The 19,045-nt window shown below is 58.5% G+C and carries 14 protein-coding genes; all 14 read right to left on the bottom strand.

Annotation, left to right across the window (positions count from 1 at the left end):
- Positions 1–127: 127 nt before the first annotated feature.
- Positions 128–1,417, bottom strand: coding sequence for a phosphopyruvate hydratase (gene eno / locus KGB27_RS02470; RefSeq protein WP_008039408.1), 1,290 nt, complete (start codon positions 1,415–1,417; stop codon positions 128–130).
- A 156-nt stretch (positions 1,418–1,573) separates the two neighbouring features.
- Positions 1,574–2,419, bottom strand: coding sequence for a 3-deoxy-8-phosphooctulonate synthase (gene kdsA / locus KGB27_RS02465; protein WP_008028990.1), 846 nt, complete (start codon positions 2,417–2,419; stop codon positions 1,574–1,576).
- Positions 2,420–2,424: 5 nt separating this feature from the next.
- A complete protein-coding gene (locus tag KGB27_RS02460) occupies positions 2,425–4,056 on the bottom strand; it encodes a CTP synthase (protein ID WP_008028989.1) in 1,632 nt (543 codons plus the stop codon).
- A 274-nt stretch (positions 4,057–4,330) separates the two neighbouring features.
- Positions 4,331–5,659, bottom strand: coding sequence for a tRNA lysidine(34) synthetase TilS (gene tilS, locus KGB27_RS02455; protein WP_223553023.1), 1,329 nt, complete (start codon positions 5,657–5,659; stop codon positions 4,331–4,333).
- Positions 5,660–5,817: 158 nt separating this feature from the next.
- A complete protein-coding gene (locus KGB27_RS02450; protein ID WP_008028987.1) occupies positions 5,818–6,765 on the bottom strand; it encodes an acetyl-CoA carboxylase carboxyltransferase subunit alpha in 948 nt (315 codons plus the stop codon).
- A gap of 140 nt (positions 6,766–6,905) precedes the next feature.
- Positions 6,906–10,427, bottom strand: coding sequence for a DNA polymerase III subunit alpha (gene dnaE, locus KGB27_RS02445; RefSeq protein WP_008028986.1), 3,522 nt, complete (start codon positions 10,425–10,427; stop codon positions 6,906–6,908).
- 76 nt (positions 10,428–10,503) lie between these two features.
- On the bottom strand, positions 10,504–11,142 hold the full coding sequence (rnhB, locus tag KGB27_RS02440) for a ribonuclease HII (RefSeq protein ID WP_008028985.1): 639 nt from the start codon (positions 11,140–11,142) through the stop codon (positions 10,504–10,506).
- The gene (gene lpxB / locus KGB27_RS02435) at positions 11,139–12,269 is read right to left on the bottom strand and encodes a lipid-A-disaccharide synthase (RefSeq protein WP_192228497.1); all 1,131 of its coding nucleotides are present in this window, start codon (positions 12,267–12,269) and stop codon (positions 11,139–11,141) included. The genes rnhB and lpxB overlap by 4 nt, the downstream gene beginning before the upstream one ends.
- A 2-nt stretch (positions 12,270–12,271) precedes the next feature.
- Positions 12,272–13,048, bottom strand: coding sequence for an acyl-ACP--UDP-N-acetylglucosamine O-acyltransferase (gene lpxA / locus KGB27_RS02430; RefSeq protein ID WP_008039405.1), 777 nt, complete (start codon positions 13,046–13,048; stop codon positions 12,272–12,274).
- The gene (fabZ, locus tag KGB27_RS02425) at positions 13,045–13,485 is read right to left on the bottom strand and encodes a 3-hydroxyacyl-ACP dehydratase FabZ (RefSeq protein WP_008028982.1); all 441 of its coding nucleotides are present in this window, start codon (positions 13,483–13,485) and stop codon (positions 13,045–13,047) included. The genes lpxA and fabZ overlap by 4 nt, the downstream gene beginning before the upstream one ends.
- Before the next feature lie 108 nt (positions 13,486–13,593).
- Positions 13,594–14,649 carry a UDP-3-O-(3-hydroxymyristoyl)glucosamine N-acyltransferase gene (gene lpxD, locus KGB27_RS02420; protein ID WP_008039404.1) on the bottom strand — a complete coding sequence of 352 codons (1,056 nt, stop codon included), beginning with the start codon at positions 14,647–14,649 and terminating at the stop codon, positions 13,594–13,596.
- 3 nt (positions 14,650–14,652) lie between these two features.
- Positions 14,653–15,156: an OmpH family outer membrane protein gene (locus KGB27_RS02415; RefSeq protein WP_008028980.1), complete on the bottom strand. Its 504-nt coding sequence runs from the start codon at positions 15,154–15,156 to the stop codon at positions 14,653–14,655.
- Positions 15,157–15,201: 45 nt separating this feature from the next.
- On the bottom strand, positions 15,202–17,577 hold the full coding sequence (gene bamA / locus KGB27_RS02410) for an outer membrane protein assembly factor BamA (protein WP_008039402.1): 2,376 nt from the start codon (positions 17,575–17,577) through the stop codon (positions 15,202–15,204).
- Positions 17,578–17,651: 74 nt separating this feature from the next.
- Positions 17,652–19,004, bottom strand: a complete 1,353-nt coding sequence (gene rseP, locus KGB27_RS02405) for a sigma E protease regulator RseP (RefSeq protein ID WP_223553015.1) — start codon at positions 19,002–19,004, stop codon at positions 17,652–17,654.
- Between the last annotated feature and the right edge of the window lie 41 nt (positions 19,005–19,045).

Genomic DNA, 19,045 nt, shown 5'->3' with positions numbered 1-19,045 from the left:
TTGAAGCTTCTGATAGCACGAAGCCTGGAAAATCCAGGCTTGTGCTCTTAAGGCATCAGATTAGTGGCAAAAACGTCGCTGTCGCGATTTTTCCGACACAATCCGGTGTCTTTTTACCTTCTACAGCTTAACCGCGGAACTCGCTGCGGCCGTTGTACTTGGCTTTGCCGTTCAACTGCTCTTCGATACGCAGCAGTTGGTTGTACTTGGAAACGCGATCGGAACGGCACAGGGAGCCGGTCTTGATCTGGCCAGCCGAAGTGCCCACAGCCAGGTCGGCAATGGTCGAATCTTCGGTTTCGCCGGAGCGGTGCGAGATCACGGCGGTGTAACCAGCGGCCTTGGCCATCTGGATGGCTTCCAGGGTTTCGGTCAGGGTGCCGATCTGGTTGAACTTGATCAGGATCGAGTTGGCGATCTTTTTATCGATGCCTTCTTTCAGGATCTTGGTGTTGGTCACGAACAGGTCGTCGCCTACCAGCTGGGTTTTCTCGCCGATCTTGTCGGTGAGGATTTTCCAGCCAGCCCAGTCGGACTCGTCCAGGCCATCTTCGATGGAGATGATCGGGTAACGCTCGGTCAGGCCTTTCAGGTAATCGGCGAAACCTTCAGCGGTGAACACCTGGCCTTCGCCGGACAGGTTGTACTTGCCGTCTTCGTAGAACTCGCTGGCCGCGCAGTCCAGTGCCAGGGTCACGTCGGTGCCCAGCTTGTAACCGGCGTTGGCCACGGCTTCGGAGATCACTTTCAAAGCGTCTTCGTTGGAAGCCAGGTTCGGTGCGAAACCACCTTCGTCACCGACGGCAGTGCTCAGGCCACGAGCCTTCAACACAGCTTTGAGGTGATGGAAAATCTCGGTGCCCATGCGCAGACCTTCCGAGAAAGACTTGGCGCCAACCGGCTGAACCATGAATTCCTGGATGTCGACGTTGTTATCGGCGTGCTCGCCACCGTTGATGATGTTCATCATCGGAACCGGCATCGAGTAAACACCCGGGGTGCCGTTCAGGTTGGCGATGTGTGCGTACAGCGGCAGGTCCTGGTCCTGAGCTGCTGCCTTGGCCGCTGCCAGGGAAACGGCGAGGATCGCGTTGGCGCCCAGGGAGCCTTTGTTTTCAGTACCGTCCAGCTTGATCATCGCGTGATCCAGCGCTTTCTGGTCGCTTGGATCTGTACCTTTCAACAGGTCGCGGATCGGACCGTTGATGTTGGCGACGGCTTTCAGAACGCCTTTGCCCAGGTAACGGCTCTTGTCGCCATCACGCAGCTCGAGCGCTTCACGCGAGCCAGTGGAAGCACCGGACGGCGCGCAAGCACTGCCGATGATGCCGTTATCGAGAAGCACGTCCGCTTCCACGGTGGGGTTGCCACGGGAGTCGAGAACTTCACGACCTTTGATGTCGACGATTTTTGCCATTGTTGTAAACACTCCAAAGTTGACGAAAACGACGCAGCTGAAGGAAATCTTTTATCGCCGGCAAGTGATGTGCAACGGGCAGACTTGCGGACGATAAGGCTCAGGCCCGAGGGCCTGAGCAACAAATCGTGCGGTACTTTACCGGAGAAATGAGGATTACGCGGTTTCTACCGTCGGAAAACTCTTCACCAGTTCGTCCAAAGCTTTGAGCTGGGCCAGGAATGGCTCCAGTTTGTCCAGACGCAAGGCGCAAGGGCCGTCGCATTTGGCGTTGTCCGGGTCCGGGTGTGCTTCGAGGAACAGACCGGCCAGTGACTGGCTGATCCCGGCTTTCGCCAGATCGAGGACCTGGGCGCGACGACCGCCGGCGGAATCGGCACGACCGCCAGGCATTTGCAGCGCGTGGGTCACGTCGAAGAACACCGGGTACTCGAACTGCTTCATGATGCCGAAGCCGAGCATGTCGACCACCAGGTTGTTGTAGCCGAAGCTCGAACCACGCTCGCAGAGGATCAACTGATCGTTACCCGCTTCCACGCACTTGTTCAGGATGTGTTTCATTTCCTGAGGTGCGAGGAACTGGGCTTTCTTGATGTTGATCACCGCACCGGTCTTGGCCATCGCGACCACGAGGTCGGTCTGGCGCGACAGGAAGGCCGGAAGCTGGATGATGTCGCAGACTTCAGCGACGACCGCGGCCTGTTCAGGCTCGTGGACGTCGGTGATGATCGGCACGCCGAAGGCTTGCTTGATGTCCTGGAAAATCCGCATGCCCTCTTCCAGGCCGGGGCCACGGTAAGAGGTCACGGAGGAACGGTTGGCCTTGTCGAAGCTGGCCTTGAACACGTAAGGGATACCGAGTTTCTCGGTAACCTTCACGTACTCTTCGCAGACCTGCATCGCCATGTCGCGGCTTTCCAGCACGTTCATGCCACCGAAAAGCACCATTGGCTTGTCGTTGGCAATCTCGATATCGCCTACGCGGATGATCTTCTGCGCCATAAGGTTCAAGCCTTCTTCTGGTGTTGAGCCAAAGCTGCTTTGACGAAGCCGCTGAACAACGGGTGACCGTCGCGTGGCGTCGAGGTGAACTCAGGGTGGAACTGGCAAGCGACGAACCATGGATGATCCGGGGCTTCGACCACTTCAACCAGCGCGCCATCACCGGAGCGACCGGAGATTTTCAGACCGGCTTCCATGATTTTCGGCAGCAGGTTGTTGTTCACTTCGTAGCGGTGACGGTGACGCTCGACGATCACGTCCTTGCCGTAGCAGCCGTGAACCAGGGAACCCGGCTCCAGCAGGCAATCCTGCGCGCCGAGACGCATGGTCCCGCCCAGATCGGAGGTTTCGGTACGGGTTTCAACGGCGCCGGTGGCGTCTTCCCACTCGGTGATCAGACCCACGACCGGGTGACCGCTTGCACGATCGAACTCGGTGGAGTTGGCGTCTTTCCAGCCCATGACGTTACGAGCGAACTCGATGACCGCCACTTGCATGCCCAGGCAGATGCCGAGGTACGGAACCTTGTTTTCGCGAGCGTACTGGACGGCGGTGATCTTGCCTTCCACGCCGCGCAGACCGAAGCCGCCTGGAACCAGAATCGCGTCGACGCCTTCCAGCAGCGCGGTGCCCTGGTTTTCGATGTCTTCGGAATCGATGTAGCGCAGGTTGACCTTGGTGCGGTTGCTGATGCCGGCGTGACTCATCGCTTCGATCAGCGACTTGTAGGCGTCCAGCAATTCCATGTACTTGCCGACCATGGCGATGGTGACTTCGTGCTCAGGATTGAGCTTGGCGTCAACCACGGCTTCCCACTCGGACAGATCAGCGCCGCCGCATTGCAGGCCGAAACGCTCGACCACAAAATCATCCAGGCCTTGCGAATGCAGGATGCCCGGGATCTTGTAGATGGTGTCGGCGTCTTCCAGCGCGATTACCGCACGTTCTTCAACGTTGGTGAATTGCGCGATCTTGCGACGCGAGGAGATGTCGATCGGGTGATCGGAGCGGCACACCAGCACGTCAGGTTGCAGGCCGATGGAGCGCAGCTCCTTGACCGAGTGCTGGGTTGGCTTGGTTTTGGTTTCGCCGGCAGTGGCGATGTACGGCACCAGTGTCAGGTGCATCAGCATCGCGCGCTTGGCGCCGACTTCGAAACGCAGCTGGCGGATGGCTTCGAGGAACGGTTGGGATTCGATGTCACCTACGGTGCCACCGATCTCGACCATGGCCACGTCGGCATCGCCGGCGCCCTTGATGATCCGGCGCTTGATTTCGTCGGTGATGTGCGGGATCACCTGGATGGTCGCGCCCAGGTAATCACCACGGCGCTCTTTGCGCAGGACGTGTTCGTAGACACGGCCGGTGGTGAAGTTGTTGTTCTGGGTCATGGTCGTGCGGATGAACCGCTCGTAGTGACCCAGGTCCAGGTCGGTCTCGGCGCCGTCGTGGGTGACGAACACTTCACCGTGCTGGAACGGGCTCATGGTGCCCGGATCGACGTTGATGTACGGATCCAGCTTCAGCATGGTGACCTTAAGTCCCCGCGCCTCCAGGATGGCCGCCAATGAAGCCGATGCAATGCCTTTCCCCAATGAAGAAACAACACCGCCCGTGACGAATATGTAGCGCGTCATGAAAAACCCTAGAAGTCTGCGTTAAAGCGGTCCGAGCCGCCGGGGAAAGCGAAGGAAGGCCGAAGCCCCCGATCACCTGCATTAATCACAGTGCACCTTTCAAAAAAACCGCCGCGTTGGGACAGACCGGAAGATGAAACACCGGTACGTTGCTCGCTACACATTTTTTGGAATCGCCCAGCAAAGACTGCTTGGTAATCGGCAACTCCTGCAATTCAGGCGAATCCACAGAAGTTGTATCAAGAAGGGAGCGTAGTCTACCGGAAAGCCCCTTTCAGCTCAAACCTTGATCTTCGTTCGGTGGTTGCCAATGCAAATTCCAGCCGTCCTGCTCACTGCCATTCAAGCCTCGCAGCCTCGCCACCGCCAGCAATTGCTCGCCCTGATAGAGCAGCGGCAATCGGCCACGGACGAAGCCCGGGACCCCACGTTCGTTGAGCAAACGCTTCAGATCACGATGGCCGCGCTCGGGCAGACTCATGACCTCGCCCCCTTCACGATAGCGGATATGCAACGGGCCATCGGGGGTTTGACCGGTGAGCGACAGCACGCCGTTGTCCGGCAACGCCAGCGATAGCGAGGGATCAGGCCAATCAGGCGCGGGCGGCGGCGTTCGCAGCCAGCAGCCCGACAGCCACCAGATCCGCCCGTTCGCCCGATGCAATTCCCCATCGGCCAAGCGCCAGACCGGAGAGGCATCCGCGGCAGCATCACGAAAATCTTCCCAACCCGACCAATGGTCGCTATCCGGTAAACGGGTCAATGCCGAGAGCCAGTGACTCACTGCATTTCGCTGGCGAGCGGCGGACAGGCTGACAAGCGTAGAAAGCTCAAGTGACGGCACACCCAGCCAATCGAATTCACTGATAGAGCTGGCCTGGGCCAGATCGATTTGCGCCAACTCATCGAGCAATTCCTGCGCTTCGCTCAGATGCGCGGCGCTGCGAGCCATAGTCGCCATCGCTTGAGGCCAGCGTTCGGTCAGCACCGGGAACACCTGATTGCGCAAGTAATTACGCGAGAAACGTCGATCCTGATTGGAAGGATCCTCGATCCAGCTCAATGAGTACTCGTTCGCGTACCCCTCCAACTCTGCTCGCGTGACATCGAGCAAGGGTCGCACCAGATGCCCTTTGCCCAACACACGCTGGCGCGGCATCCCTGACAGCCCTCTCACCCCTGCCCCACGCAGCAATCGGAACAACAGGGTTTCCGCCTGATCATCACGATGCTGGGCGGTCAACAGCACTTCATTGGCTTGAGTAGCCTCGATGAACGCGCCATAACGCGCGTCACGGGCTGCACGCTCAAGGCTGGCGCCGGGCTGAACCTGGACGTGAACGACCTGCAGCGGTATTCCCAGCGCATCACAGACTGACTGGCAATGCTCCGGCCACGCATCGGCCGCAGACTGGAGGCCGTGATGAATGTGGATAGCTTTCAGCTCAGGGAGGTGTTCGGTTTTGGCGAGATGGGCGAGAAGGTGCAGAAGGACCGTGGAGTCGAGTCCACCGGAGAAGGCGATGTGCCATTTCGCAGCATTGCGCCACGGAGCCAGGGTTTTCAGCAGATTAGCGGGGAGGTCCGGTTTGAAAGGTTTCATCTCAAAATGCCGCCGCAATCCGGTACAGAATCACTACTTCAAAACTGCGAGGACCAAATGTAGGAGCCGGCTTGCCGGCGATGGGATCGGTCAAACACCTCCAGCCTCAAGGCCGCCATCGCCAGCAAGCCGGCTCCTACATTAGTACTGCGTCAATCTCAGAGACCGTAGCTCATCAGTCGCTCGTAACGGCGCTTGAGCAGCGCTTCGTTGTCGAACTTCTTCAGCATCGCCAGTTGCGAGGTCAGCTCGGCACGGATCGATGCAGCAGCCGCCACCGGGTCGCGATGAGCGCCGCCCAGAGGTTCGCCGATCACTTTATCAACGATGCCCAAGCCTTTCAGGCGCTCGGCGGTGATGCCCATGGCTTCAGCGGCATCTGGCGCTTTTTCGGCGGTTTTCCACAGAATCGACGCACAACCTTCCGGCGAGATCACCGCGTAGGTCGAGTACTGCAGCATGTTCAACTGATCGCACACGCCGATTGCCAGTGCACCACCGGAACCACCTTCACCGATGACGGTGGCGATGATCGGGGTTTTCAGGCGAGCCATGACACGCAGGTTCCAGGCAATCGCTTCGCTCTGGTTGCGCTCTTCAGCGTCGATGCCCGGGTAAGCACCCGGCGTGTCGATGAAGGTCAGGATCGGCATTTTGAAGCGCTCGGCCATTTCCATCAGGCGGCACGCCTTGCGGTAGCCTTCCGGACGCGGCATACCGAAGTTGCGGCGAACCTTCTCGCGCACTTCGCGGCCTTTCTGGTGACCGATGATCATCACCGGCTGGTCGTCCAGACGGGCCACGCCGCCAACGATGGCAGCGTCGTCAGAGAAGTGACGGTCGCCGTGCAGCTCGTCGAACTCGGTGAAGATGTGTTCGATGTAGTCCAGGGTATATGGACGTTTCGGGTGACGCGCCAGACGCGCGATCTGCCAGCTGGTCAGCTTGCCGAAGATGTCTTCGGTCAGCGTGCTGCTTTTGTCCTGCAGGCGGGAGATCTCATCGCCGATATTCAGCGAATTGTCGTTACCGACCAAGCGCAACTCTTCGATCTTGGCTTGCAGGTCGGCGATCGGCTGTTCGAAATCTAGAAAATTCGGGTTCATAGGCGTCCGTCTTGGGTCGACGTCCAAGAGAGCTTGGGCCGGCCGGTTGTCTATTCGCGCCCTACCTTAAGGGAGAGGCGCGTTCAGGTCGAGATTAAAAATTCAGGTCGAGATCAGGGCGTTCAGTTGCTACCTGACCGTCAACGGTATTGGAGGAAGACGTTGTCTCGCCCGAACTGGTCACGCAAGGCTTGAATCAACGCATCCGCCGGGTCGATTCGCCAGGTCTCGCCGAACTGCAGCAAGGCCTTCGCATCGGGGCTCGTGTACTCCATGGTGATCGGGCACGCACCTCGGTGACGCTTGAACAGCTCACCCAGCCAGCGTAGCTGATCGCCTTTCAAATCCTTGGTCTGCAGCTTCAAGCGCAGACTTTCGGCCAGGTTGGTGCGCGCATCTTCCATGCTCATCACCCGCTTGACCCGCAGGCGCAAACCGCCGGAGAAATCGTCGTTGCTGACTTCGCCTTCGACAACAACCATCGCGTCAGTCTGCAAAAGCGACTGCGCCGAATGGAACGCATCGGCAAACAACGAAGCTTCGATCCGCCCAGAACGATCGTCAAGGGTGATGAACCCCATCTTGTCGCCCTTTTTGTTCTTCATCACACGCAGGGCGATGATCATGCCCGCGACGGTCTGTGTATCGCGAGCCGGCTTCAGGTCGATGATGCGCTGACGGGCAAAGCGGCGGATTTCGCCTTCGTATTCGTCGATCGGGTGACCGGTCAGGTACAGGCCCAGGGTGTCTTTCTCCCCTTTCAGGCGTTCCTTCAGGGTCAGCTCTTTCGCCTTGCGGTGATTGGCGTAGACGTCGGCGTCTGCCTCGACGAACAGCCCGCCAAACAGATCGGCGTGGCCACTGTCGTGGGTGCGAGCGGTTTGTTCGGCGGCCTTGATCGCCCCTTCCATCGCATTCAGCAGCACTGCGCGGTTCTGGTCGATGCTCGCTTGATAGGCTTTCGGTTCGTCATGGAAATACGGGCCCAGACGATCCAGCGCACCGCTGCGGATCAAACCGTCGAGGGTGCGCTTGTTGATGCGCTTGAGGTCGACACGGGCGCAGAAATCGAACAGATCCTTGAACGGACCGTCCTGACGCGCCTCGGTAATCGCCTCCACCGGGCCTTCGCCCACACCCTTGATCGCGCCGAGGCCGTAAATGATGCGGCCTTCGTCGTTCACCGTGAACTTGAACTCAGAGGTATTCACATCCGGCGCGTCGAGACGCAGCTTCATGGTGCGAATTTCTTCGATCAAGGTCACGACCTTGTCGGTGTTGTGCATATCCGCCGACAGTACCGCGGCCATGAACGGCGCCGGGTAGTGCGTTTTCAGCCACGCGGTCTGGTACGACACCAGCCCGTAGGCGGCGGAGTGGGATTTGTTGAAGCCGTAACCGGCGAATTTCTCTACCAGGTCGAAAATGTTACCGGCCAGGTCGGCTTCGATATTGTTGGTCTTGCAACCTTCAATGAAACCGCCGCGCTGCTTGGCCATTTCTTCGGGCTTTTTCTTACCCATGGCCCGCCGCAGCATGTCCGCACCGCCGAGGGTGTAACCGGCCATGACCTGGGCGATCTGCATCACCTGTTCCTGATACAGGATGATGCCGTAAGTCGGCGCCAGTACCGGTTTCAGGCCTTCGTACTGGTAATCCGAGTGCGGGTACGCGAGTTCGGCGCGGCCGTGCTTACGGTTGATAAAGTCGTCAACCATGCCGGATTGCAAGGGGCCCGGACGGAACAGGGCCACCAGTGCGATCAAGTCTTCCAGGCAGTCGGGCTTGAGCTTTTTGATCAGCTCTTTCATGCCGCGCGACTCGAGCTGGAACACTGCGGTGGTTTCCGCTTTTTGCAGCAGCGTGTAGGTCGGCTTGTCGTCCAGCGGGATGAACGCGATGTCCAGCGGTGGTTCGTTGACCTTGGCGCGATCGCGGTTGATGGTTTTCAGCGCCCAGTCGATGACCGTCAGGGTCCGCAGACCGAGGAAGTCGAACTTCACCAGGCCGGCGGCTTCAACGTCATCCTTGTCGAACTGGGTTACCAGGCCGTCACCGGCCTCGTCGCAATAGATCGGCGAGAAGTCGGTCAGCTTGGTCGGCGCGATAACCACACCACCGGCGTGTTTACCGACGTTACGCACGACGCCTTCGAGCTTGCGCGCCATTTCCCAGATTTCCGCGGCTTCTTCATCGACCTTGATGAAGTCACGAAGGATTTCTTCCTGTTCGTAGGCTTTTTCCAGGGTCATGCCGACTTCGAACGGAATCATCTTCGACAGACGATCCGCCAGGCCGTAGGACTTGCCTTGCACCCGCGCCACGTCACGGACCACAGCCTTCGCCGCCATGGAACCGAAAGTGATGATCTGGCTTACCGCGTTGCGCCCGTATTTCTCGGCCACGTAGTCGATCACACGGTCACGACCGTCCATGCAGAAGTCAACGTCGAAGTCGGGCATGGAGACCCGTTCCGGGTTGAGGAACCGCTCGAACAGCAGGTCATATTCCAGCGGGTCGAGGTCGGTGATTTTCTGCACATAGGCCACCAGCGATCCGGCACCCGATCCACGGCCAGGACCTACCGGTACGCCGTTGCTCTTGGCCCACTGGATAAAGTCCATAACGATCAGGAAGTAACCGGGGAAACCCATCTGGATGATGATATCCAGCTCGAAATTCAACCGGTCGACGTAGACCTGGCGCTTGGCTTCATAGTCTTCGGTGGTGTCCTTGGGCAGCAGAACGGTCAGCCGTTCTTCCAGGCCATCGAAGGACACCTTGCGGAAATACTCGTCGATGGTCATGCCATCGGGAATCGGAAAGTTGGGCAGGAAGTGCGTGCCCAGCTTCACTTCGATGTTGCAGCGCTTGGCGATCTCGACGGTGTTTTCCAGCGCCTCGGGAATGTCGCTGAACAGCTCAGCCATTTCCTCGGCGCTTTTGAGGTATTGCTGATCGCTGTAGTTCTTCGAACGCCGCGGATCGTCGAGGGCACGGCCCTCACCGATGCAGACGCGGGTTTCGTGAGCGGCGAAGTCTTCCTGCTTGATGAAGCGCACGTCGTTGGTCGCTACCAGTGGCGCGCCGATTTTCTCGGCCAGGGCCACGGCGCCGTGCAGTTGTTCTTCATCGTTAGGGCGGTTGGTGCGCTGGATTTCCAGGTAGAAACGATCCGGGAAGACCGCCATCCATTCGCGTGCCAGTTTTTCCGCTTCCGCCGGATTGCCGCTGAGCATGGCCAGGCCGATTTCGCCTTCCTTCGCCGCCGACAGCATGATCAAGCCTTCGCTGGCCTCGGCCACCCACTCACGCTCGATGATAATCGAGCCATTACGCTGGCCGTCGATGAAACCGCGGGAGATCAGCTCAGTCAGGTTGCGATAGCCGACAGCGTTCATCGCCAACAGGCTGATCCGGCTCAGGGCGTTGTCCGGGTCCTTGTTCGACAGCCACAAGTCGGCGCCGCAGATCGGCTTGATGCCTGCGCCCATCGAGGCTTTATAGAATTTGACCAGGGAACACATGTTGTTCTGGTCAGTGACCGCTACGGCAGGCATGTTCATGCCGACCAGGGTCTTGACCAGCGGTTTGATCCGCACCAGACCGTCGACCAGGGAGTATTCAGTGTGCAGGCGTAGGTGAACGAATGAAGCCGGCATAGTGATCCTGCGTTATGTCATGAAAACAACAAGGCCCGGATTGTACCGGGCCTTGGCGAAAACATCAGCCTCGCGACTAACTCTCGATGAGGCTTTCCCGCGCCTCATACGCCAACCGCACCGGTGCGAACGAGCGGCGGTGAATCGGCGTCGGCCCCAAGCGTGCCAGCGCTTCCAGATGAACGGGCGTCGGGTAACCTTTGTGACCGCCGATGCCGTAACCCGGGTAAATCAGTTCAAATGCCGCCATTTCACGGTCGCGGCTGACCTTGGCCAGAATCGAGGCGGCAGCGATGGCCGGGACCTTGCTGTCGCCCTTGACCACGGCTTCAGCGCGCATGGCCAGTTTCGGGCAACGATTACCGTCGATCATCGCCAGTTTTGGCTGAATGTGCAGGCCTTCGATCGCACGCTGCATGGCCAGCATGGTGGCATGCAGGATGTTCAGCTCGTCGATTTCTTCGACTTCCGCGCGAGCGATGCACCAGCTCAGGGCTTTTTCGCAGATTTCGTCGAAGAGTTTTTCGCGGCGGGCTTCGGTGAGCTTTTTCGAATCGTTGAGACCAAGGATCGGACGATTCGGATCGAGGATCACCGCAGCCGTCACCACAGCGCCGCAGAGCGGGCCGCGACCGACTTCATCCACACCGGCAACCAGCTCTTCGACTTCGGCGACCAGGGTGAAATCAAGGCCCATCTGTTGTGCTTTTGTCATTGTGTTTTGCCGATCAGATTCAGTACCGCGTCCGCCGCCTGATTGGAGGCATCCAGGCGCAAGGTCCGGTGGATTTCATCGAAGCCGCGGGTCTGTTCTTCACCACCTTCGATCAGGGGCGACAGCGTCTGGGCCAAGGCTTCAACCGTTGCATCGTCCTGTAACAATTCAGGCACCAGGAGGCGCTGGGCGAGCAGGTTCGGCAACGAGACGTAAGGGCTTTTCACCATGCGCTTGAGGATCCAGAACGTCAGCGGTGCCAGGCGATAAGCCACCACCATCGGGCGCTTGTACAGCAAGGCTTCGAGGGTCGCCGTTCCGGAGGCAATCAACACTGCGTCGCAGGCGGCCAGCGCCAGATGGGACTTGCCGTCGAGCAGGGTCAGCGGCAGATCGCGACCGGCCAGCAGTTCTTCAAGCTGCACGCGGCGCTGAGGGCTGGCGCAAGGAATAATGAACCGCACGCCAGGGCGCATGGCGCGCAAACGCTCGGCGGCATCGAGGAACAAAGCGCCCAGACGCCCGACTTCGCCACCGCGACTGCCCGGCATCAGCGCGACCAATGGGCCATCAGGCAAACCGAGCTCGGCGCGTGCAGCGCGACGATCAGCCTCAAGGGGTATCGCATCGGCCAAGGTGTGTCCGACAAACCGCACCGGCACGCCCTTCTCTTCATAGAATTTCGCTTCGAACGGGAACAGCGTCAGCATCAGGTCGCAACCTTCGCGAATCTTCAGCACCCGCTTCTGCCGCCACGCCCACACCGACGGGCTGACGTAATGCACGGTCTTGATCCCGGCCTGACGCAGCTTCAGTTCGATGTTGAGGTTGAAATCCGGCGCATCGATACCGATGAACACGTCCGGTTTCTCGGCGATCAGGTCTGCGATCAGCTTCTTGCGGCGTTTCAACAACTCGCGCAGCCGACCGAGCACTTCCACGAGCCCCATGACCGAGAGACGTTCCATCGGAAAATACGAGGTCAGGCCTTCAGCCTGCATCAGCGGGCCACCGACACCGATGAACTCGACCGCCGGATGCTGAGCCTTGAGCGCACGCATGAGACCGGCGCCCAGAATGTCACCGGAAGCCTCACCCGCCACCAGCGCAATACGCAGATTAGCCATGATTAACGTGTGATGCCGCGGGTCGAAGACTGGATGGAGTCACGGAACACCGCAACTTCCGGAAACTGCTCCGAAGGCTCGGCCAGCTCCGCGAGTGCCTGCTCAACCGTGAGGCCCTGGCGATACACCACCTTGTAGGCACGGCGCAGGGCGTGGATCGCGTCTTCGCTGAAACCACGACGGCGCATGCCTTCGAAGTTCATGCTGCGAGCTTCGGCCGGGTTACCAAACACCGTGACGTACGCTGGAACGTCCTTGCCAATGGCGGTACCCATACCGGAAAAGCTGTGGGCGCCGATGTGGCAATACTGGTGAACCAGGGTAAAACCGGACAGGATCGCCCAGTCTTCAACATGCACATGGCCCGCCAACGCGGTGTTGTTGACCAGGATGCAATGGTTGCCGATGACGCTGTCGTGACCGATGTGAGCGTAGGCCATGATCAGGTTGTGATCGCCCAGGGTCGTTTCGGAACGGTCCTGAATGGTCCCGCGGTGAATGGTCACGCCTTCACGGATGACGTTGTGATCACCGATGACCAGACGGGTTTCTTCACCCTTGTATTTCAGATCGGGCGTGTCTTCGCCTACCGAAGAAAACTGGTAGATGCGGTTGTGCTTACCGATTCGGGTCGGGCCTTTGAGAATCACATGCGGCCCGATCACTGTCCCCTCGCCGATTTCCACACCAGCGCCGACGATCGACCAAGGGCCGACCTCGACGTCGTCGGCCAGAATGGCCGTCGGATCGATGATTGCGCGAGGGTCAATCAAACTCATACTTTTTGTTCCGCACAGATGATCTCGGCCGAGCAGACCGGCTTGCCATCTACCGATGCCTGGCATTCGAACTTCCAGATCTTGCGCTTGCAACTGATGAACGTGGCTTCAAGGATCAACTGGTCGCCAGGCTTGACCGGCTGACGGAAACGCAGTTTGTCGGAGCCTACGAAGTAGTACAGGGTGCCATCAGCCGGCTTCACGTCCAGCATCTTGAAACCAAGGATCCCGGCAGCCTGAGCCATCGCTTCGATGATCAGTACGCCCGGCATGATTGGATGCGCAGGGAAGTGACCATTGAAGAACGGTTCGTTGATGCTGACATTCTTGTAGGCGCGAATGCGCTTGCCTTCCACATCCAGATCCACGACCCGGTCCACCAGCAGGAACGGGTAACGGTGAGGCAGGTATTCGCGAATCTCGTTGATGTCCATCATTTCGGGGGGAAGCCTATGTAAAGATTGGGAACGCGCGACTGACGCGCGCTCCTCTAGCAAATCAAGGAGGCAGTCTAGCGGCTGTGCACACTTGATATGGAAATGGTATCAGCCATCTGATGAAGCAATACCGTCAGGGGTCACTTCCCCTACTCGCTTTTCCAGCTGTCGCAGCCGCCGCGCGATGTCATCGAGCTGACGGATACGTGCCGCGCTTTTGCGCCATTCGGCAGCCGGTTGCATGGCCGTACCGGAAGAATAGGAGCCCGGCTCAGTAATCGAGTGGGTCACCATGGTCATCCCGGTAATGAAAACCTTGTCGCAAATTTCGATATGTCCCACCAGCCCTACGCCACCGGCAAGCATGCAATGCTTGCCGATTTTGGTGCTGCCGGAGATCCCCACGCACGCCGCCATGGCAGTGTGATCACCAACCTGAACGTTGTGGGCGATCTGAATCTGATTGTCGAGCTTGACGCCATTACCAAGAATGGTATCGGCCAGTGCACCGCGGTCGATGGCGGTATTCACGCCGATCTCCACATCGTCACCGACCAGAACGCCACCGATCTGGGCGATTTTCTGCCAGATGCCTTTCTCGTTGGCAAAGCCGAAGCCTTCGCCACCCAACACTGCACCGGACTGAATCACCACCCGCTTGCCGATGCGCACGTCGTGATACAGCGTGACGCGCGGTGCGAGCCAGCCACCTTCGCCGATAACGCTACGAGCGCCGATGAAGCAATGCGCGCCGATGGTCGTACCTGCATCAACTCGCGCCCCGCTCTCGATGACCACAAAGGCACCGATGCTCGCCGCTGGATCAACCACCGCGTCCGCCGCAATCACTGCGGTCGGATGAATGCCGGCAGCCGCCTTGGGCTTGGGATCGAACAGGTGGGAAACACGAGCGTAGGCGGCGTACGGATCAGGTACGACCAATGCATTCCCGGCAAAACCTTCAGCGTCAGCGGCTTTCAGCAACAGAGCTGCAGCCCGGCTGTCAGCCAGGTATTTGCGGTATTGAGGATTTGCCAGAAAGCTCAACTGAGCTGGGCCAGCCTCTTGCAAAGTGGCTAGCCCAGTAATTTCCTTCTCTGGGTCGCCACGTAGGGTGGCGCCGAGGAACTCGGCCAACTGGCCGAGTTTTATGGTCGCTGTCATGGATTACTTCAGCTGATTCATGCGCTCGATAACCTGGCGAGTGATGTCGTACTGAGGTTTGACATCAATCACTGCGCCACGCTCGAAGACCAGGTCAAAAGCACCTTTCTTGATGACTTCTTCCACAGCGCTGTCCAGTTTCGGCTTGAGCTGCTTCAGCATTTCACGGTCGGCAACGGCTTTGGCTTCGTTCAATTCCTTGGACTGGAACTGGAAGTCACGGGCCTTTTGCTTGAATTCAAGCTCCAGACGCTCACGCTCGCCTTGCTGCATCTTGTCGCCGCCAGCCATCAGACGGTCCTGAATACCCTTGGCACTGCTTTCCAGCGTCTTGAGCTTGGTCAGTTGCGGGCCGAACTTCTTCTCGGCATCCACGGCGTACTTCTTGGCCGCATCGGATTCCAGCAAAGCCATTTGATAGTTCAGAACGGCAATTTTCATGTCGGCAAAAGCCGGGCCTGCTACCAGTACGGTCGCCAGGAGAACCAATTGAGTCAACTTACGCACGATGCACTCCTACAAAATCCATTGTCGTTATCTTGGGTCAGACGCTTAGAACGTCTGGCCGAGGGAGAATTGGAACACTTGAGTTTCAGCCTCATCCGGTTTCTTGATCGGCATGGCCAACGCGAAACTCAGAGGACCCAGTGCGGTAACCCATGTCACGCCTACACCGACAGAGCTGGCCATGTTGCTCAGGCTGATGTCGTTGCACTGTGTATTGGACTTCGAACCATCGGCATTGGTGGTCGACTTGCACTGCGAGTCGAACACGTTACCCACGTCCCAGAATACCGAGGTGCGCAGGGAACGCTGATCCTTGACGAACGGCAGAGGGAAAAGAACCTCCACACCACCCTGGATCAGGACGTTACCACCGAACGGCAGCGGATCCTGGTCCGGATCGAGCGCAGTGCCAGGGTTCTTGCCGGTACTTGGAGTACTGCGAGGACCCAGGGTGCTGTCCTTGAAGCCACGAACCGAGTTGAAACCACCAGCATAGTAGTTTTCATAGAACGGCAAGCCATCGGTCGAACCGTAGCCATCGCCATAACCCAGCTCGGTATGCAGGCGCATGGTGTAGTTTTCGGTCAACGGCTGGAACAACTGGCCACGGTAGTCGAGTTTGAAGAACGACAGGTCGCTGCCAGGGGTCGTGGTTTCCAGCACAAGGCTTTGCGAATGACCACGGGTCGCCAGCACGCCTTTGTTCAGGGTCGACTCGGACCAACCGGCCGAAGCCTTGAAGTTCAGGTAGCTGTCGCCTTCCTTGTTAACGAAGTCGAAGATTTCGTCAACGGTGTACAGGCCAGTCTTGATCTTGTCCTGTTGCGCAGTCAGGCCGAAGGTCAGACGCGAAGTCTCGCTGATCGGATAACCGACGCTCGCGCCGGCACCGTAGCTGTCTACCGCATAGCTGGCAACGTCGACGTCGAGGTCTTTGTAGTCAGTGGTGCGATAGAACGCGTTGTAACCCAGGCTCACACCGTCAGCAGTCCAGTACGGGTCGACATAACCGAAGTTATAGCGGCTCTGGTATTCACTGCGGGTCAAGCCAACGCTGACCTTGTTACCGGTACCGAGGAAGTTGTTCTGGGTGATCGAACCACCGAGGATCAGACCGGCACTCTGTGCAAAGCCGACGCTGGCGGTAATCGAACCGGACGCTTGCTCTTCAACGCTGTAGTTCACGTCAACCTGGTCATCGACACCCGGTACAGCCGGGGTTTCGACGTTGACTTCCTTGAAGAAGCCCAGACGCTCAAGACGGGTCTTGGATTGGTCGATCAGGTAAGTCGAAGCCCAGCCGCCTTCCATCTGACGCATTTCACGGCGCAGCACTTCGTCTTCGGACTTGGTGTTGCCACGGAAGTTGATGCGGTTAACGTAAGCACGCTTGCCCGGATCGACCGCGAAAGTGATATCGACGGTGTGGTCTTCATCGTGCGGCTGAGGTACGCCGTTGACGTTGGCGAAGGTGTAACCCTCGTTACCCAGGCGACGGGTGATCAGTTCGGAGGTGGTGGTCATCAGCTTGCGCGAGAACACCTGGCCTTTCTGCACCAGCAACAGGGACTTGACCTGGTCTTCAGGAACTTTCAGGTCGCCGCTCAGCTTGACGTCACGAACGGTGTACTTCTCGCCTTCGTTGACGTTGACGGTGATGTAGACGTGCTTCTTGTCCGGGGTGATGGACACCTGGGTCGAAGCGATATCCATGTTGATATAGCCACGGTCCAGGTAGTAGGAACGCAGACGCTCCAGGTCACCGGACAGTTTTTCACGAGCGTACTTGTCGTCGTTCTTGAAGAACGACAACCAGTTGGTGGTCTTGAGTTCGAACAGGTCGATCAGGTCTTCATCAGGGAAGACCGTGTTACCCACCACGTTGATGTGCTGGATAGCTGCAACGGTGCCTTCGTTGATATTGACCTTGAGGCCGACGCGGTTACGCGGCTGCGGCACCACTTCGGTGTCAACGGTAGCCGAGTAGCGGCCCTGAGCGACGTACTGGCGCTGCAGCTCGTTACGAACACCTTCGAGGGTGGCGCGCTGGAAGATCTCGCCTTCGGCCAGACCGGACTGTTTGAGGCCCTTCATCAGGTCTTCAGTGGAGATCGCCTTGTTACCCTCGATCTCGATACTGGCGACGGACGGACGCTCGACTACAGTAATGACCAGGACGTTGCCATCACGGCCCAGCTGGATATCTTGAAAGAACCCGGTTTTGAACAGCGCACGAGTGGATTCCACCAGGCGACGATCATCCGCCTGTTCACCGACGTTCAACGGCAAGGCACCAAAGACGCTACCCGCGGAGACCCGCTGGAGGCCATTGACGCGAATATCAGAGATAGTGAAGGACTCGGCGTGAACTTCGGCGATCATCAATACGGTGAGAACCGCAGTTAGCAGCAGACGTTTCATGAAGTCCTTTCTTATTCCAACTGGCAATAAACAAACTGCCGCAAAATGCGGCAGATTCGCAATTCAGCGAAGTGTTACAGACGACCCAAATCATTGACCAGAGCGAGCAACATCACCCCGACCACCAAACTGATGCCGATCTGTATCCCCCAACCCTGCACCCGATCCGACAAGGGGCGACCACGCGCCCACTCAATCAGATAAAACAACAAATGCCCCCCATCCAGTACCGGAATGGGCAACAAATTCAGAACACCCAGGCTAATACTCAGATAAGCAAGGAAATTCAGGAAATCAGCGACGCCCGACTGGGCAGAAGCGCCCGCCACTTTAGCAATGGTTATCGGTCCACTCAAGTTTTTTACCGAGAGCTCACCGAACAACATTTTCTTGAGCGAATCGAGGGTCAGTATGCTCATGGTCCAGGTGCGTCGAGCCCCCTCGCCAATCGCGGCCAAAGGACCGTAACTGACCTCGCGAATCATCTCCGGCGGCCAATCGATCGCCTTCACCCCGGCACCGAGATAACCACTGGGCGACTTTTTCTCGCCGCGAGCAGCGAGCGTCACAGGGACGTCGATTTGAGCACCATCGCGCTCGACGCGCAGCATGATTTTGGTATCAGGATGAATACGGACGATATCGACCACTTGTTGCCAGTCATCGAGCGCCTTGCCATCCAGGGCCAACAATCGGTCACCGGTTTTCAGGCCGGCAGCCTGCGCCGGGCCTTTCGGATCGAGTTCCGCCAGCACCGGCGGCAACGCCGGACGCCATGGGCGAATACCCAGCGAGCGAATCGGATCCGGCTCGTCAGCGCCCTTGAGCCATTTATCCAGCACCAACTCACGCGGCGAATCCGCTGTGGAACCCTGCTCACGAACCAGCAACTGAAGGGAACCGCTTTCGCCAAGACGGCGAACCAGTTGCAGATTTACTGCGCCCCAGCCCGAAGTCAGCTCACCATCAATGGCAACAATTTCCTGACCTGCACTCAAACCCGCCCTGGCGGCGATGCTGCCGGACTCAACGGCACCGATGACTGGCCGCACCTGCTCGCTGCCAAGCATGGCGAGCACCCAGAAAAAAATCATCGCCAGCAAGAAGTTGGCAATCGGCCCCGCCGACACGATAGCAATGCGCTGACGGACGGATTTGCGATTGAAGGATTGATCGAGCTGATCGGCCGGCACTTCACCTTCACGCTCGTCGAGCATTTTCACGTAGCCACCCAGCGGGATGGCGGCAATCACGAATTCAGTGCCTTTCTTGTCGTGCCAGCGCAGCAACGGCATACCGAAGCCCACGGAGAAACGCAGCACTTTGACTCCACAGCGACGTGCGACCCAGAAATGGCCGAATTCGTGGAAAGTGACCAGCACGCCCAGGGCTACCAGGGTGCCGACAATCATATAGAGCGCGCTCATCTACTTTCTCCGCAACTTATCCGGTGCTGCATGGGCCAACG

Origin of the sequence: Pseudomonas sp. BF-R-01 (assembly GCF_019946615.1) — a bacterium.
GTDB lineage: Bacteria > Pseudomonadota > Gammaproteobacteria > Pseudomonadales > Pseudomonadaceae > Aquipseudomonas > Aquipseudomonas migulae.
This window is presented reverse-complemented; position numbering and strand designations above follow the sequence as displayed.

Coding starts and splice junctions, on each gene's coding strand:
- eno (WP_008039408.1), bottom strand. CDS start 1,417: ATGGCAAAAATCGTCGACATCAAAGGTCGTGAAGTTCTCGACTCCCGT.
- kdsA (WP_008028990.1), bottom strand. CDS start 2,419: ATGGCGCAGAAGATCATCCGCGTAGGCGATATCGAGATTGCCAACGAC.
- KGB27_RS02460 (WP_008028989.1), bottom strand. CDS start 4,056: ATGACGCGCTACATATTCGTCACGGGCGGTGTTGTTTCTTCATTGGGG.
- tilS (WP_223553023.1), bottom strand. CDS start 5,659: ATGAAACCTTTCAAACCGGACCTCCCCGCTAATCTGCTGAAAACCCTG.
- KGB27_RS02450 (WP_008028987.1), bottom strand. CDS start 6,765: ATGAACCCGAATTTTCTAGATTTCGAACAGCCGATCGCCGACCTGCAA.
- dnaE (WP_008028986.1), bottom strand. CDS start 10,427: ATGCCGGCTTCATTCGTTCACCTACGCCTGCACACTGAATACTCCCTG.
- rnhB (WP_008028985.1), bottom strand. CDS start 11,142: ATGACAAAAGCACAACAGATGGGCCTTGATTTCACCCTGGTCGCCGAA.
- lpxB (WP_192228497.1), bottom strand. CDS start 12,269: ATGGCTAATCTGCGTATTGCGCTGGTGGCGGGTGAGGCTTCCGGTGAC.
- lpxA (WP_008039405.1), bottom strand. CDS start 13,048: ATGAGTTTGATTGACCCTCGCGCAATCATCGATCCGACGGCCATTCTG.
- fabZ (WP_008028982.1), bottom strand. CDS start 13,485: ATGATGGACATCAACGAGATTCGCGAATACCTGCCTCACCGTTACCCG.
- lpxD (WP_008039404.1), bottom strand. CDS start 14,649: ATGACAGCGACCATAAAACTCGGCCAGTTGGCCGAGTTCCTCGGCGCC.
- bamA (WP_008039402.1), bottom strand. CDS start 17,577: ATGAAACGTCTGCTGCTAACTGCGGTTCTCACCGTATTGATGATCGCC.
- rseP (WP_223553015.1), bottom strand. CDS start 19,004: ATGAGCGCGCTCTATATGATTGTCGGCACCCTGGTAGCCCTGGGCGTG.